This is a genomic window from Billgrantia aerodenitrificans (genome assembly GCF_021404405.1).
In the GTDB taxonomy this organism is placed as follows: Bacteria; Pseudomonadota; Gammaproteobacteria; order Pseudomonadales; family Halomonadaceae; genus Halomonas; species Halomonas aerodenitrificans.
On record NZ_JABFTV010000001.1, the window covers coordinates 1 to 13,660 of the forward strand.

A 13,660-nucleotide genomic window follows, 5' to 3' on the forward strand; every position below is an offset into this window, starting at 1 on the left:
GGCCCAGCGAGACCAGCTGGTTGATAGGCCGGGTGTGGAAGCGCTGCAAGGCGTTGAGCTAACCGGTACTAATGGCCCGTGAGGCTTGACCATATAACCCCAAGGGGTCTGCGCATTGCGCGCGCAATTGACGGATACGCCCCGTGACCGAATGGCACGGACGAGACGATCGCGTCAGCATGATTCCAACCGTTTTCGCCTGACGACCATAGCGAGTGGGAACCACCTGATCCCATGCCGAACTCAGCAGTGAAACCGCTCAGCGCCGATGGTAGTGTGGGGCCTCCCCATGCGAGAGTAGGTCATCGTCAGGTACTTCTTCAGAAACCCCGAGTACGAAATGTGCTCGGGGTTTCGCCGTTTAGGCCCCTTATCTATCCAAACCCTGAGCTCAGCCGAGCTCGGGGTTTTTTCATGGGCACAGGGCTGAGCTTCCCTCTACTGTAGGCCAGCTTCAATGTGAGCAAGATGAAGAGTTTCGTTCCTTTTCGTGGAGCCTGGGAACGTGAGCGGAGAAAGGCGGTCGATTTAAGCAGCGCCACTCTAGGGGCGTGGCCAAGGACGATGACTGTGAAAAAAATCCTACTGCCGGTTTTACTCGTGTTGCTTGTTTTAGGCAATCTTGGTGGCTGTGACGCCCCCAAAGCCCCTGAAGCAGGCGATAGTACTGCGCGTAATATCGATCGCTCGATGGAAGGCCTGAAGGAGAGATTGGAAAAGGTGGGGGATGACATCGAAGAAGAGACCAGGAAGGATCTCAGTCCGAAAAGAAGAGCCCGGCACGAGGCCGGGCAAGTGGGAATAGGCACCTCAGGCACAACGGCTTGAAGCCGCTTAGAACTCTTCCCATTCGGCTACGGTGCTGCTGTTGGCGAGCCTGGGTCGGTGTGCCGGAGTAGCGTTGTGGCGAAGCGAGACAGACTGACCGCTTGCCTGTGATAGGCGGGTTTCGATCGCAGGACGGCGTTGAGTGTCGCTGGTGTCTTCAGCTAGACGGAAGGTCGCCACTGCGGCCTCGAGCTGAGCCGCTTGCTCCTCCAGCGAGGCGGCAGCAGCCGAGGCTTCCTGCACCAGAGCGGCGTTCTGCTGTGTGACTTGATCCATTTGCGAAACCGCCATGTTGACCTGCTCGATACCGCTGCTCTGTTCCTGGGAAGCTGCGGAAATCTCATCCATGATGTCGGTGACACGGCGCACTGATGCAACCACCTCGCGCATGGTCGTGCCGGCGTTCTCGACCAGGGTCGAGCCTTTGTGAATCTGCTCGGACGACGCTTCGATCAGTGCCTTTATTTCCTTGGCTGCTTCGGCGCTACGGCTGGCGAGGTTGCGTACCTCTCCGGCAACGACGGCAAACCCCCGACCTTGCTCACCGGCTCGCGCCGCTTCGACGGAAGCGTTGAGTGCCAGAATGTTGGTCTGGAAGGCAATGGAGTCGATGACGCTGATGATCTCGACGACCTTGCGCGAGCTTTCGGTAATGCCGTGCATGGTGTCGATTACTTCATCGACCACCTCGCCGCCCCGACCGGCGGTGGTCGAGGCATCATTGGCGAGGGTGCTCGCCTGTCTGGCGTTGTCGGCATTCTGCTTAACCGTTGCGGTCAGCTGGTCCATGCTGGCAGCCGTTTCCTGCAGCGAGGCGGCTTGCTCTTCGGTACGTGAGGAAAGGTCGGTGTTGCCCAGCGAGATTTCCCTGGCGCCGACGTGAATCGAGCCGCTGCTCGAGCGCACGGTGGCCACGGTCTGGCCGAGGCCGGTTTGCATGTGCTGCATGGCGGAAAACAGCTTGCCGATCTCGTTACGACCGCGATCGGCTATGCGATGAGAAAGATCGCTCTTGGCAATTCGCTCGAAGTGCTCTACGGCTTCCTGTAGAGGCAGCACAATCACCCGCACCATTGCAATGCGCACCAAGACGATGAGCAATATTGAAGACAATAAAGCGATGATTTCTATCAAGTCGAGAAACGCCACCGTAGATTCGTAATTATCGATTAACGCATCGACATGCTCGTCTGCGAAGTCGGAGAAACGCCTGCTTTCACTCCGAAAGGTATTCTTCTGCTCCTCGACTCTGGTGATCAGGGCCTGAAAAGCCACGCTATCGCCCATGGCGAGCGCGCTTCTCTGTTGCTCCAAGCTGGCCAGCAGAGTGGTAAGCGCTGCCTGAAGGCTGGTTTCGAAAGCTACGCTTTGGTCATCATCCTTAGGCGAGTCGAGATAGACGCTGAAGCGCTGCTCCGCTATATGCTTGGCAGCATCGTACTCTTCAAGCAGCATCGTGAGTCGTGTGGGCTCTTCGTCGCTCAAAGCCGTGGCAGCCTGAAGCAGATAGAGCTGCATGTCGCTAATGTTTGCACGTGTCAGTGACACGTTATTCAGCTGGTGTACGCTTGCCTCGTCCAACTGGCGGAGCGTCCTTTCCCCCAGATGGCCTGTGTACATACCCAAGGCTGCCAAACATAGGATGGCAGTAGCCAGAAGGGCCAGGGCAGCTGTCAGGCCCGTCTTGACGGACAGATTACGGAGCATTCGGGTCATTGATAGATCCTCCTCCATGGCTTCTTTGCGCCATGGCATACGAGTGGGAAGGCTTGAGAGCGGGATTGGGACACTCGTCAAGGAAGGCTCGTGGTGAGGGATCTTGTGGTGGTCTTGCCACGCGCCTAGACGCGTTATCGGCCGATGGGGGGGATTATAAAACGGCGTTCTTCTGAAGCTTCGTTCAGCCAGGCCCTTTGTGTTCCGGTATTTGCAACAGTTACATAGACTTGGATCATCTCTGGATGAGTATTGATAGTCTGGATTAATGAAAAGGCCTAAGTAAATGCGTAAAAATCATCGGCCTATGTTGTCTTTGGGATGACAAACAATAAGGCCGGCATTGCGCCGGCCATTTGCAACGGGGCTGTGCTCAGCTGTTCTGTTCGATGCCCTGCAGGTACCACGGGGCGCCGTCACGCATCTCGCGAACCAGGTGCCAGGTCTCGTTGAACTCGGTCTGCTCGCCGTTCTCGTCGAGGATACCGTGGAAGATAACGGTGGCCTCGGCCTGCTTGCCGATTTCACGTACGTCACCGAGCTCGGCGAACAGGCGCACGGTCTCTGTGCGATTGTTGGCCGGATGCTTGCTGCGCTCCTCGCGCAGAAGATTGTAGAGCTCGGGAGTGACGTACTCCTGAATGCCGCTGAAGTCATTGTTGTCCCAGGCGCGCTGCAGCGTCATGAAGTGCTCCTTGGCGCCGGACAGGAAGCGCTCTCGATCGAACCACTCCGGAAGGCTGTCGAAAGCGCCGCCCATGGTAGCACCCGGTGCCGGCTGGAAGGCCTGGGGAGCAGCGTGCGGCTGGTTATCGGCTGGCTGAGGGCCGCCAGCCACGGCGGTACGGCGACGCGCCAGCAGCCGGAACAGCAGGAAGCCGAGGCCGGCAATGAGCAGGATGTCCATCAGGCGCAGCTCATCGAAGGCACCACCGAAGAACAGCGCGGCCAGCAGACCACCTGCCAGCATGCCGCCCAGCATACCGGGCATACGAGAGCCGGCGGCCTGGCTGGGCTGAGCCTGTCGTGCCGGGGCGGCCTGGTTGGGGGCGGCTGCCGGGCGATCAGCGGATCGGGAGAAGCTGCCGACGTTACCGCCGCCGCCCATGCGGCGGGCTTCGGCATGTTCGACGGCCAGGCCGAAGCCCATTACGGCGACCATGAGCATGACCAGGAAGTGACGCATCGCTTGGTTCCTCTTCAGGATTGAGGGAAAAGTAGAATTTGGATGCTCCATTCTAGCGGCTATGCTGGGGAAAGTGCTGAAAAAATGGGGTAAAGCCATGCGCTTGAAGAGTGAAAACAGCTTGCTGCTGATCGTCGATCTGCAGGCGGGACTGCTGCCGGTCATCGATGGCGGCAACCAGGCCGTTGCCGAAGCACAGTGGCTTGGCGTGCTCGCCTGTGAGCTGGAGGTGCCGGTCTGGCTGACCGAGCAGTATCCAGAGGGGCTGGGCGGCAGCGAGCCGCGGCTGCTGGAAGCGCTACCGGACTATCGCCTATGGCAAAAGGTGCACTTCAATGCCCATGCCGAGTCGGATTTTGCCACCGCGCTGGAAAAAAGCGGCAGGCGTCAGATCGTGCTGTGCGGCAGCGAGGCGCACATCTGCGTGATGCAGACCGGCCTCGGGCTGCTGGAAGCGGGCTATGAGGTGTACTGGCTGAGCGAGGCGTCCGTCAGCCGGCGCGCCGAGGAGGCCAGCCTTGCCCGTGAGCGGATGACGGGGGCGGGCGCCACGCCGGTGACGGCCGATATGGTGGCCTACGAGTGGCTCGAGCGCTGTGACGACGAGCGCTTCCGTCAAATCCACCGGCGTTTTCTCAAGCCCCGCGCCTCGCGCCCGCTGCGCTTCTACTGATACATGGTGACTGATCGGGCTCAGTGTTGGGCTTCGCGTCGAGTGAAGACCAGCGTATCGCCCTCGGACATGGCGGGATTGAAGGCGTAGCCCGCCACGTCGAACTTCTTGAGGGCTTCGGGATCGTCCAGGCGCTGGCGAATCATCCAGGCGGCCATCAGGCCGCGTGCCTTTTTGGCATAGAAACTGATGATCTTGTAGCTGCCGTTCTTCTCGTCCTTGAATACCGGTGTGATCACCCGGGCGTCGAGCCGCTTGGTGTCGACGGCCTTGAAATACTCGTTCGAAGCGAGGTTCACCAGTACCTTGGAGCCGCTTTCGGCAATGGCCCGATCGAGTGCCTCGGTCAGCGTGCCCTGCCAATAGGCGTAGAGGTCCTTGCCAGCCGGATTGGCCAGCCGCGTGCCCATTTCCAGGCGGTAGGGCTGGATCAGATCGAGCGGCCGCAGCAGCCCATACAGGCCCGAAAGAATGCGCAGATGGCGCTGGGCGAACTCGTTGTCGGCGTCGCTGAAAGAGGCAGCCTCGAGACCCACGTAGACGTCGCCCTGGAAGGCCTGGGCCGCCGGCTTGGCGTTGTCGGGCGTGAAGCGCGGGTGCCATTCGGCGAAGCGGGCGGCGTTGAGGCCCGCCAACTTGTCGCTGATGCCCATCAGTTCGCTGAGCTGCTGTGGGGAGTAGTCGCGCAGGATCTCGATCAAGCGCTGGCTGTGGTCGAGAAAATCCGGCTGCGAGTGGGTGGCCGTGGTGGCCGGGGTCTCGAAGTCCAGCGTCTTGGCCGGCGAGATCACGCTCAGCATGGGGCACTCCTGTACCAGATGGGACGAATCGAACGAAGCGTGATTATATCAACCGCCGCGCGAAGACGGGGCTATCGATGCGATAGCCCTCGCCGATACCGGGCGAACCCCTCAGGGGCAGGGGTTGGGGATGCGCCGGTGCACCTCTTCGATGGCATCCAGCACGCTCTGCTCTAGCTTCAGCGACTCGCTGGCGAGGTTGGTCTCGAGCTGCTCCATGGTGGTGGCGCCAATGATGTTACTGGTCAGAAAGCTACGCGAATTGACGAAGGCCAGCGCCATCTGGGCCGGGTCGAGGTCGTGCTCGCGGGCAATGTCGACGTAGGCACGGGTGGCCTGTTCGGCCAGCGGCGAGGTATAGCGCTTGAAGCGCTCGAAGAGCGTGAGGCGAGCGTTCTCGGGGCGGGCGCCATCCAGATACTTGCCGGAGAGTACGCCGAAGGCCAGCGGCGAATAAGCCAGCAGGCCCACGTTCTCGCGATGGGCGATCTCGGCTAGACCGACCTCGAAGGAGCGATTGAGCAGATTGTAGGGGTTCTGGATCGAGGCAACCCGCGGCAGACCGAGCCGTTCTGCGAGCTGCAGCGCCTTCATCACCCCCCACGGCGTCTCGTTGGAGAGACCGATGGCGCGAACCTTGCCGGCATCCACCAGCTCCTTGAGCACAGCAAGGGTCTCTTCCAACGTGACGGCGCTTTCCTCTTCGTCGTGCTCGTAGCCCAGGCGTCCGAAGTAGTTGGTCGAACGCTCGGGCCAGTGGAGCTGGTAGAGATCGACGTAGTCGGTGCGCAGCCGCTCGAGGCTGGCATCGATGGCCTGATGGATGTGCTCCCTGTTCAGGCGTGGGCCGCCGCGGATGTGCTCGAGGCCCGGGCCGGTCACCTTGGTTGCGATGATCACGTCGTCGCGGCTTTCACGGCGCTTGAGCCAGCTGCCGATATAGGCCTCGGTGCGCCCCTGTGTCTCGGCTCGGGGCGGTACAGGATACATTTCGGCCGCGTCGATGAAGTTGATGCCGAAGGCTACGGCACGGTCGAGCTGATCGTGGGCTTCGGATTCGCTGTTCTGCTCTCCGAACGTCATGGTGCCCAGGCACAGGCGGCTGACCTCGATACCCGTGTCGCCAAGCGGTCGCGTCTGCATCATCGCTCCTGTTGAAAGTCGAATCGGTGGCGAGCTCGTTGCCTATCCAGAGCCATGCTAGCCGAGCACTACCAAGGCAGCAAATCTAGGGGTTGAGTCGCCGGCGGGGCGGGCGTATGCTGGCCACCCTCAAGCGGCCCCGGCGGAGTCCCGCGGCGAGTTCAGACAGGCCATGACGACGACCACAGGGTGGTGCCACGTCATCAGGCTGGTTTCAGACGAACCCAAGGTTGTTTGCACGATGACGCAGGCATCATCACTGTTCACCCGACTCGAATACCGTCTTGCCGAACAGCTGTTTCACACACGCTGGTTGCCACGCTCTCCGCGTACCCAGCGTTTGACCATGCACCTCTTCGAGCGCTGCGCCGATGCCGGTCATCCCGGTGCGCTTTCGCTCTACGGGCATATGCTCTTCCAGCGTGGGGTCAGCCCTCAGGACAAGGCGCGTGGCGCTCGCTACGTGCTCGAGGCTGCGCAGGCCGGCAACCTCAAGGCTCAATACCAGGCTGGGCGGATCCTCGAACACGGCTGTGCTCAGTATCCTCGCCGTGAGGCGAGTGCCGTGACCTGGTATGCCCGCGCCGCTGAGGCAGGGCATCCGCTTGCCGCCGTGCGCCTGGCGCAAGCCTATCGCCTGGGTGAGCTGGGGCTGCCGGTGGACAGAGTTCAAGCCGCCCATTGGCAGGCGCTCGCCGACCGGCATGCGGGTCTGGAGTGTGGCGAGCTGGACAGAGACGACACTCAAGCCCGACACTAACCCCACTTACCGCCGCTTCTGTACGCGGCTCTGCTTTCGAGGATACGTCCATTCGTGACGCTGCCGACACTGCTGGATATCGAGGCGTCCGGATTCGGGCGCGGTAGCTACCCCATCGAGATTGGCCTGGCACGGGCCGACGGTAGCTGCTGCGCCTTCCTCGTGCAGCCGCTGGACGAGTGGACGCATTGGGACCCCAAGGCCGAATTGCTGCACGGCATTTCCCGTGCACGTCTGCAGCGTGAAGGTCTACCCATCGCCCAGGTGGCGCGCTGGCTCAATGATGAACTGAGTGAGATCGGCGTGGCTTACAGCGATAGCTGGGGCTATGACAATACCTGGCTATCGCTGCTGTTTCACCATGCCGGCATGCTGCCCGCCTTTCGCCTCGAGGCACTGCGCATTCTGCTCAGCGAACGCCAGCTCGGTGCGTGGCACCGCACCCGGGAAGCCCTGGTGAAAGAGCTGGGGATACGGCGCCATCGCGCCGGAGACGATGCCCGCCTGCTGCAACTTACCTATCTGCGCACCCGCGAAGACGACGATAGCGCCGACACCTCTATCTCTCGCCGCTGACCGCAAGCAGCACCTTGCCGATATTGGCGTCCCGCTGCACATGGGCGTGAGCGGCTTCGACTTCGTCGATCGGCCAGGTACGATCGATCAGCGGTCGAATCTCTCCCTTGGCAAGGCGCGGCCAGACATGGGCTTTCAGCGCATCGAGGATGGCGCCCTTGGCCGCCGGTGGTTTGGCGCGCAGGGTCGAGCCGATCAGCCGCTGGCGTTTCATCAGCATGCGGCCCAGGTCGAGCTCGGCGTGTCGCCCACCCATCAGGCCGATCAGCACCAGACGTCCGTCGGCATTCAGCACGCGCTGATTGTCGGCCAGATAAGCGCCACCCACGGGGTCGAGAATCAGGTCGGCGCCGCCCCATGCCTTCACGGCATCCGCGAAGCTGCCCTCATGGCGATTGAAAACCGCATCGGCGCCCAACTCTCGGCAGACGGCAAGCTTGGCGTCACTGCCCGCCGTGACGAAGCAGGGGTGGCCGAAGGCCCGGCAGAGCTGAATGGCGGCAGTGCCGACACCGCTGGCACCGGCGTGCAGCAGGACCCGCTCTCCGGCCGCCAGCTGTCCCACCATGAACAGATTGAGCCAGGCAGTGGCAAACACCTCGGGCAGCGCGGCCGCCTCGCACAGGTTCAGGCCCTCGGGTATCGGCAGTACCTGCCGTGCATCGACCACGACCTCCTCGGCATAGCCGCCGCCCGCCAGCAGAGCGCAGACCCGCTCTCCCGGACGCAGCGTATCGACGCCGGGACCGACCTCGCTCACCGTGCCGCTGATCTCGAGGCCGAGCACGTCGCTGACCCCGAGCGGCGGTGGATAATGGCCGGCGCGCTGCATCAGGTCGGCGCGATTGACCCCGGCCCAGGCCACCGCGAGGCGCACCTCTCCGGCAGCGGGGCCTGGCGGGATGGGCTGTTCGCGCCAGGCCAGGCGCTCCTGATCGACGGCGATGGCGTGCATGGCAGCTCTCCTAGGTAACGGATACGGCGAGCCGAGCCTCCAGGGCATCCAGCAATGCGGCGGGCTCGGCGGCGTCGATCAAGCTGTCACGGGTGCGGCCGTTGAGAAAACCGTGCTCCACCGTACTGTCGAGAAACGCCAGCAGCGGGCTGTAGAAACCGGCAGTGTCGAGCACGCCGATGGGCTTGTCGTGCAGTCCCAGGTACTGCCAGGTCCAGGCCTCGAACAGCTCCTCCATGGTGCCGATGCCTCCGGGCAGGGCGATGAAGGCGTCGGCATGGGCGGCCATGCTGGCCTTGCGCTCGTGCATGTTGTTCACGCGGATCAGGGTCGGCAGCCCCTCGTGGGCCTGCTCGCGCTCCACTAGGTGGTCGGGCATCACACCGATCACGTTGCCGCCCTTCTCCAGCACGGCGTTGGCCAGCGCTCCCATCAAGCCGATGCGGGCGCCGCCATAGACGAGGCCGTGTCCGCGCGCAGCCATTTCGTGGCCGAGGGCTCGGGTGGCTTCCAGAAAGACAGGGTCCCGGCCATCGCGGGAGCCCAGGTAGACACAGAAATTCGACATGCGCTTCTCCTTGGCAAGCCCATATCGTAGCAGCTGCCGCCCGTCAGGGAGAGGCTGTGGAAGCGTCGAAGGAAAAGAATCAGGGCAGGCAGCCGGCCACGCCGAACTCGGCGTCGAGCCACTGGCCGACGACGTTGTTGCCGCACAGGTGGTGAGCATACTGGGTGTGCAGGCAGCGCACTTGATCCCAGTTGGCAATGCCGCCGATGCCGCGTTCGCGCATGACGTCCGCATAGCCGAGCCGCTCGACTTCGGCGCGCTGGACATCACTCATGTAACGCCAGCGCCTGTCCACGTAGTCGCGATGACTGGCGTGATAGGTGGCGAGAAAATCGGGCTCTTCCTGCAGTCTTGCCTCGAGCTGCTTGATGGCACCGCTGGCTTCGATCCGGGAAATCTCGACCTTGAGGCGCGCACAGCTCAGCCAGTACAGGGTGGGGAACGGCTTGCCGTCGACGATGGGGGCCATGCGCAGCACCAGCGGGGTGCCTTCGCCGTCCACGGCGGCGACGGCCTCGATGCCTCGCGGAGCGCGCCCCAGTTGCTCGGCGATGATCGCGAGCTGGCGGTCGTCAGGCATCTGGTCGGTCTGGATCACCATCGTTGCGGTCCCGGATGAACTTGTTGGAGCGGCCCACGGCGCGAAAGAAGGTCCGGTTGAGCTGCTCGGGCGTAGGCACGTAGCCGCGCCATTGGCGTTCGCAGTACTCGTTGGCCCGAGCCATCAGCACGTCGTAGAGGCGATTGAACGGCGCATCATAATCGTAGGGGTCGGCGCCGAACAAGCGGATGTGCGGGTAGTCGGCGAAACGCTCCATGAAGTAGCGCTCCAGGTCGGCTTCCACGGCACGATGCTGGGCGACGTTGTCAGGGTCGAGCCAGAGGTTGTAGCGGATGGCCATAAAGGACTCCTGCTGGCGATGAATGGCCCGTCTGACGGGTCATGGAAATTTGACTCCGGGAGAGCGACTTCGGCTCACGATGGAATCATATCCGGGCCAGCGGGGCCAGGCGTGCCTGACACAGACGGATCAGGTCGGCAGGAGCCAGGGCGATCTCCAGGCCGCGGCGACCGCCACTGACGTGCAGTCGCGCGAGGCCCTCGGCGCTGGCGTCGACAAAGGTCGGCAGGCGTTTCTTCTGCCCCAGTGGGCTGATGCCACCCAGCACGTAGCCGGTGGCGCGCTCGGCCTCGGCCGCCTCGGCCATGCCCGCTCGCCGGGCACCGGCCGCCTTGGCCAGCGCCTTGAGGTCGAGCTGGCCGGTCACCGGCACGATGCCCACCGCCAGGCGCCCATCGTCGAGACGGGCGATGAGGGTCTTGAACACGCTTTGCGGGTCGAGCCCCAGGGCGTTGGCGGCTTCTTCGCCGTAAGCCGGGGCGCGGGGATCGTGCTCGTAGACGAGCAGTTCGAAGGGAGCGCCGTCGCGCTCCAGCACCTTGACCGCGGGCGTCATGCGTCGGTCGGCTCCTCGAGCGGCTGCAGATGGGCCTCGAGTGCCTGGCGCAGTTCGCCCTCGATGGGCACTGCGCGCTTGGTGTCATGGTCGAAGTGCACCATCACGGTATGGCCCAGATTGGTCAGCTCGCCCTTCTGCCACGCCTCCTGGGTGACGGTGAAGGAGCTGTTGCCGAGGCGCGAGACGTAGGTGCGGATCTCGATCTCGTTGCCGTAGTGCAGCTCGGCGCGGTAGTCGACTTCCATGCGCGCCATGATCAGCTTCCACTTGCGCGGATCCAGGTCCGGCGTGAACAGGCGAAACAGGTCGTTGCGTGCCAGCTCGAACCAGGCCGGCAGGCGGGTGTTGTTGACGTGGCCGAGAGCATCGGTGTCGTAGAAGGCGGGTTCGACGGTACGCACGAACATGTGAGAGTCCCTTTGCTGTCTTGTGGTCTTGTAGCGTGTCGTTGGCAGGTGGACAGCATTGCCCCGAGCAAACGCTAGGTCAAGAGCCTGTCGCCCGTCTCGCGCCATACCAGGCCTGGAGTCGCATCCACCCGAGCAGCCACAGCGTAGCCACGGCGAAGCCCGCGAGAGTGCCCCACAGCAGACCCAGGGTGGCATAGGTGAGCGACACGCACAGGGCATAGCAGAGCAGCGCGCCGAGCCCGGCCGGATAGTGCTTGATCACCGTGGCGGCCGGCGCGGCGCCGTGGGTGAGGTGCAGGATCACCAGCAGGGGGTACATCGAGATCGGAAAGGCCGCCAGCATACCGGCCCAGGACGTTGGCAGCACATGGGCCAGGCCGGTGACCAGGAAGACGATGGCGGTGGCAAGGCCGGCGCGCAGTATCAGTGGCTGCCAGCGCGAGCCGCCAGAGCGTGCCTTGGTGCGGGTTTCCGGTACGTGGCGATAGAGCCAGGTAAAGATGAAGATGGCCGCAAGGGTCACCAGCGTGCCGCTCAAACGGTCGAGTTCGAAGCGCGTCAGCGTGAGGCTCGTCAGCCACCAGGCCACGAGGCCTCCCGCTGTGCCGGCGAGCACCCCCTTCAGGCCGTCGTGCCTGCCGCAAATGAGATAACCGGCCCCCAGCGCCATGGTGGCGGTGAAGCCCGCCAGGCTGTAAACGGCACTCTCGGCGGCAAAGCCCGGCGAGATCTCCAGACCGATGAAGAACAGGGCAATTGCCGTGCCCAGGGGGTAGCCGGAGAGCAGGCCGGCCATGCGCGTGCTGACACGCTCGGCAACCAGCGAGAGCCCGAGCACGATGCCAATCGATACCGCGAGCTTGGCCAGTTGCCAGCTCAAGGGGACGTCCATGGGTCTTCCTTGTGGTGAGGCTATACCAGGCGCAGGCCCTGGCGATCGGCCCAGGCGGCTCCCACCGCATGGGGCAGTTTCTCCTGCAGGTGATCAGGCAGGGCGGCGCGCGCGTCGTCCACGCTGGCGAAGTCACGGTTGCGCAGCCAGCAGTAGGCCCAGGCGCAGGCCTCGTCGTCACTCTGCGGTACCGGACGCGCCGGCATCTGCATCAGCAGGAAGGTGGCGGTACGGGCTGCCCACAGGGGGATGTCGTCGCCCGCATCGGATTGGCTCCACGCCTCCAGGGTCTTGCCGTCGGGAGTGGCTTCCGGGTCGCCCAGGCGAGCGACCCGCGCCGTCTCGGCCAGGATCAATGCGAGGCGGTCCGGGTCGCCCTGCCCCAGTCGCCGCCACTGCGCGATCGTTGCCGACATGCCTCGGCGTGCCTTGGCATAGAAGCCGCTTTGCGGCATGGTTTCGCTCATATCTGCTTCCGAGGAAAGAACATGGAGTTCGATTTTGCCACGCCCATCGAGCGACGCCACCCCGAGGGGGGTGATTGGCCTTCGCAGAAATGGCACCGCTATGATGCCAGCATCCTGCCGCTATGGGTGGCCGACATGGATTTTCCCTCGCCGCCTCAGATGATCGAGGCGCTACGGGCGAGGGTCGACCATGGCGTGTTCGGCTACGGGACGGTGCCCGACAGTCTCAAGCAGACGCTCTGCGAGTGGAGTTCTCGGGAGTACGGCTGGGCCATCGAGCCGGAGTGGCAGCTATGGCTTCCCGGCGTGGTCCCTGCGCTGCATCTGGCCAGCCTGGCGCTGACCGAGCCGGGTGAGGGCGTGCTGACGGTCACTCCCATCTACCCGCCGTTTCTCAAGGTGGCCGAGCGCACGGGACGCCTGCCTCAGCAAGTGGCTCTGGCCGAGCCAGCCGGCCCCGGCGAGCCATGGCGGCTCGACCTTGCAGCGCTGGAGGCGGCCATCACCTCCGAGACCCGGCTGCTGCTGTGGTGCCAGCCGCACAATCCCACCGGGCGGGTCTGGCGACACGAGGAGCTGGCCGGCCTGGCGGCGCTAGTCGAGCGGCACGACCTGCTGGTGGTCTCCGACGAGCTGCACTGCGATCTGCTGCTGGATGAAGACGCCCGGCACCGCCCGTTGGCGGCGGCTTTCCCCGAGCTTGCGGCACGCATCATCACGCTGTGGGCGCCCTCCAAGACCTTCAACCTCGCCGGCCTCACCGCCGCCTGTGCGGTGATTCCGAACGGCGAGTTGCGCCAGCGCTTCGCGGCGGCTGCACGTGGCCTGCTGCCGGACGTCAACGTGCTCGGGCTGGTGGCCGCCGAGGTAGCCTACGGGCAATGCAATGATTGGCGGCAGGCGCTGTTGCAGACGCTGCGCGGCCATCGCCAGACGCTGATCGAGCGGGTTGCCCAGTGGCCTGGCGTTGGCATGAGCGTGCCGGAGGCGACCTATCTGGCCTGGCTCGACCTGCGCCATGCTCAAGGGCTAGGCGGTCACCAGGGCTCGCCGCAGCAGGTGTTGCTGCAAGAGGCGAAGGTGGCGCTTTCGGATGGGGCCGACTTCGGCTGGCCGGGGTTCGTGCGGCTCAACTTCGGCACCACCGCATCTCAGCTCGAAGTGGGGCTGGCCCGCCTCGACGGCGTGCTGAAGGGCTGAAGAGGTGAGTGGCAGCGCCAGGGGA

Annotated in this window: 17 protein-coding genes and 2 rRNA genes; 7 read left to right on the forward strand and 12 right to left on the reverse strand. The window is 63.8% G+C overall.

What is annotated here, in order from left to right:
• From HOP59_RS00005 to HOP59_RS00015, 3 genes are all read left to right on the forward strand, one after another.
• Positions 1-93, forward strand: a 23S ribosomal RNA gene (locus HOP59_RS00005); the annotation flags it as partial.
• A 105-nt stretch (positions 94-198) separates the two neighbouring features.
• A 5S ribosomal RNA gene (gene rrf, locus HOP59_RS00010) occupies positions 199-314 on the forward strand.
• A 154-nt stretch (positions 315-468) separates the two neighbouring features.
• Positions 469-828 carry a hypothetical protein gene (locus HOP59_RS00015; protein ID WP_141638693.1) on the forward strand — a complete coding sequence of 120 codons (360 nt, stop codon included), beginning with the start codon at positions 469-471 and terminating at the stop codon, positions 826-828.
• A gap of 6 nt (positions 829-834) precedes the next feature.
• Here HOP59_RS00015 and HOP59_RS23540 read toward each other — a convergent pair whose 3' ends face one another.
• Together HOP59_RS23540 and HOP59_RS00030 are read right to left on the reverse strand one after the other, a co-directional pair.
• Positions 835-2,544, reverse strand: coding sequence for a methyl-accepting chemotaxis protein (locus tag HOP59_RS23540; RefSeq protein ID WP_035592090.1), 1,710 nt, complete (start codon positions 2,542-2,544; stop codon positions 835-837).
• A gap of 373 nt (positions 2,545-2,917) precedes the next feature.
• Positions 2,918-3,730 carry a Tim44 domain-containing protein gene (locus tag HOP59_RS00030; protein ID WP_010630247.1) on the reverse strand — a complete coding sequence of 271 codons (813 nt, stop codon included), beginning with the start codon at positions 3,728-3,730 and terminating at the stop codon, positions 2,918-2,920.
• 97 nt (positions 3,731-3,827) lie between these two features.
• Here HOP59_RS00030 and HOP59_RS00035 point away from each other — a divergent pair, with 97 nt between their 5' ends.
• Positions 3,828-4,403: an isochorismatase family protein gene (locus HOP59_RS00035; protein ID WP_010630246.1), complete on the forward strand. Its 576-nt coding sequence runs from the start codon at positions 3,828-3,830 to the stop codon at positions 4,401-4,403.
• 20 nt (positions 4,404-4,423) lie between these two features.
• On the opposite strand, the gene yaaA is transcribed toward HOP59_RS00035, so the two are convergent.
• Together yaaA and HOP59_RS00045 are read right to left on the reverse strand one after the other, a co-directional pair.
• The gene (gene yaaA, locus HOP59_RS00040) at positions 4,424-5,203 is read right to left on the reverse strand and encodes a peroxide stress protein YaaA (RefSeq protein ID WP_010630245.1); all 780 of its coding nucleotides are present in this window, start codon (positions 5,201-5,203) and stop codon (positions 4,424-4,426) included.
• Positions 5,204-5,314: 111 nt separating this feature from the next.
• Complete coding sequence (locus HOP59_RS00045; RefSeq protein ID WP_010630244.1) at positions 5,315-6,346, reverse strand: NADP(H)-dependent aldo-keto reductase; 1,032 nt, start codon at positions 6,344-6,346, stop codon at positions 5,315-5,317.
• A gap of 241 nt (positions 6,347-6,587) precedes the next feature.
• Between HOP59_RS00045 and HOP59_RS00050 the strand changes: the two genes are divergently transcribed.
• Positions 6,588-7,106 (forward strand): tetratricopeptide repeat protein, encoded by a 519-nt coding sequence (locus HOP59_RS00050; protein WP_010630243.1) that lies wholly within the window; start codon positions 6,588-6,590, stop codon positions 7,104-7,106.
• Positions 7,107-7,160: 54 nt separating this feature from the next.
• Positions 7,161-7,682, forward strand: a complete 522-nt coding sequence (locus tag HOP59_RS00055; protein ID WP_010630242.1) for a 3'-5' exonuclease — start codon at positions 7,161-7,163, stop codon at positions 7,680-7,682.
• On the opposite strand, the gene HOP59_RS00060 is transcribed toward HOP59_RS00055, so the two are convergent.
• From HOP59_RS00060 to HOP59_RS00095, 8 genes are all read right to left on the reverse strand, one after another.
• Positions 7,666-8,637 carry an NAD(P)H-quinone oxidoreductase gene (locus HOP59_RS00060; protein ID WP_010630241.1) on the reverse strand — a complete coding sequence of 324 codons (972 nt, stop codon included), beginning with the start codon at positions 8,635-8,637 and terminating at the stop codon, positions 7,666-7,668. The two genes, HOP59_RS00055 and HOP59_RS00060, sit on opposite strands and share 17 nt — an antisense overlap.
• Before the next feature lie 10 nt (positions 8,638-8,647).
• A complete protein-coding gene (locus tag HOP59_RS00065; RefSeq protein ID WP_010630240.1) occupies positions 8,648-9,205 on the reverse strand; it encodes an LOG family protein in 558 nt (185 codons plus the stop codon).
• Positions 9,206-9,284: 79 nt separating this feature from the next.
• Complete coding sequence (locus tag HOP59_RS00070) at positions 9,285-9,806, reverse strand: DUF501 domain-containing protein (protein WP_026038345.1); 522 nt, start codon at positions 9,804-9,806, stop codon at positions 9,285-9,287.
• Positions 9,778-10,107: a hypothetical protein gene (locus HOP59_RS00075; protein WP_010630238.1), complete on the reverse strand. Its 330-nt coding sequence runs from the start codon at positions 10,105-10,107 to the stop codon at positions 9,778-9,780. The genes HOP59_RS00070 and HOP59_RS00075 overlap by 29 nt, the downstream gene beginning before the upstream one ends.
• An 85-nt stretch (positions 10,108-10,192) precedes the next feature.
• Positions 10,193-10,663, reverse strand: coding sequence for a Cys-tRNA(Pro) deacylase (gene ybaK / locus HOP59_RS00080; RefSeq protein WP_010630237.1), 471 nt, complete (start codon positions 10,661-10,663; stop codon positions 10,193-10,195).
• Positions 10,660-11,073 carry an acyl-CoA thioesterase gene (locus HOP59_RS00085; RefSeq protein ID WP_010630236.1) on the reverse strand — a complete coding sequence of 138 codons (414 nt, stop codon included), beginning with the start codon at positions 11,071-11,073 and terminating at the stop codon, positions 10,660-10,662. The genes ybaK and HOP59_RS00085 overlap by 4 nt, the downstream gene beginning before the upstream one ends.
• 79 nt (positions 11,074-11,152) lie before the next feature.
• Positions 11,153-11,968: a hypothetical protein gene (locus HOP59_RS00090; RefSeq protein ID WP_234252337.1), complete on the reverse strand. Its 816-nt coding sequence runs from the start codon at positions 11,966-11,968 to the stop codon at positions 11,153-11,155.
• A 20-nt stretch (positions 11,969-11,988) separates the two neighbouring features.
• On the reverse strand, positions 11,989-12,423 hold the full coding sequence (locus tag HOP59_RS00095) for a hypothetical protein (protein ID WP_234252785.1): 435 nt from the start codon (positions 12,421-12,423) through the stop codon (positions 11,989-11,991).
• A gap of 33 nt (positions 12,424-12,456) precedes the next feature.
• Here HOP59_RS00095 and HOP59_RS00100 point away from each other — a divergent pair, with 33 nt between their 5' ends.
• Positions 12,457-13,635, forward strand: coding sequence for a MalY/PatB family protein (locus HOP59_RS00100; protein ID WP_234252347.1), 1,179 nt, complete (start codon positions 12,457-12,459; stop codon positions 13,633-13,635).
• Positions 13,636-13,660 lie beyond the last annotated feature (25 nt).

Coding starts and splice junctions, on each gene's coding strand:
- HOP59_RS00015 (WP_141638693.1), top strand. CDS start 469: ATGAAGAGTTTCGTTCCTTTTCGTGGAGCCTGGGAACGTGAGCGGAGA.
- HOP59_RS23540 (WP_035592090.1), bottom strand. CDS start 2,544: ATGACCCGAATGCTCCGTAATCTGTCCGTCAAGACGGGCCTGACAGCT.
- HOP59_RS00030 (WP_010630247.1), bottom strand. CDS start 3,730: ATGCGTCACTTCCTGGTCATGCTCATGGTCGCCGTAATGGGCTTCGGC.
- HOP59_RS00035 (WP_010630246.1), top strand. CDS start 3,828: ATGCGCTTGAAGAGTGAAAACAGCTTGCTGCTGATCGTCGATCTGCAG.
- yaaA (WP_010630245.1), bottom strand. CDS start 5,203: ATGCTGAGCGTGATCTCGCCGGCCAAGACGCTGGACTTCGAGACCCCG.
- HOP59_RS00045 (WP_010630244.1), bottom strand. CDS start 6,346: ATGCAGACGCGACCGCTTGGCGACACGGGTATCGAGGTCAGCCGCCTG.
- HOP59_RS00050 (WP_010630243.1), top strand. CDS start 6,588: ATGACGCAGGCATCATCACTGTTCACCCGACTCGAATACCGTCTTGCC.
- HOP59_RS00060 (WP_010630241.1), bottom strand. CDS start 8,637: ATGCACGCCATCGCCGTCGATCAGGAGCGCCTGGCCTGGCGCGAACAG.
- HOP59_RS00065 (WP_010630240.1), bottom strand. CDS start 9,205: ATGTCGAATTTCTGTGTCTACCTGGGCTCCCGCGATGGCCGGGACCCT.
- HOP59_RS00070 (WP_026038345.1), bottom strand. CDS start 9,806: ATGGTGATCCAGACCGACCAGATGCCTGACGACCGCCAGCTCGCGATC.
- HOP59_RS00075 (WP_010630238.1), bottom strand. CDS start 10,107: ATGGCCATCCGCTACAACCTCTGGCTCGACCCTGACAACGTCGCCCAG.
- ybaK (WP_010630237.1), bottom strand. CDS start 10,663: ATGACGCCCGCGGTCAAGGTGCTGGAGCGCGACGGCGCTCCCTTCGAA.
- HOP59_RS00085 (WP_010630236.1), bottom strand. CDS start 11,073: ATGTTCGTGCGTACCGTCGAACCCGCCTTCTACGACACCGATGCTCTC.
- HOP59_RS00090 (WP_234252337.1), bottom strand. CDS start 11,968: ATGGACGTCCCCTTGAGCTGGCAACTGGCCAAGCTCGCGGTATCGATT.
- HOP59_RS00095 (WP_234252785.1), bottom strand. CDS start 12,423: ATGCCGCAAAGCGGCTTCTATGCCAAGGCACGCCGAGGCATGTCGGCA.
- HOP59_RS00100 (WP_234252347.1), top strand. CDS start 12,457: ATGGAGTTCGATTTTGCCACGCCCATCGAGCGACGCCACCCCGAGGGG.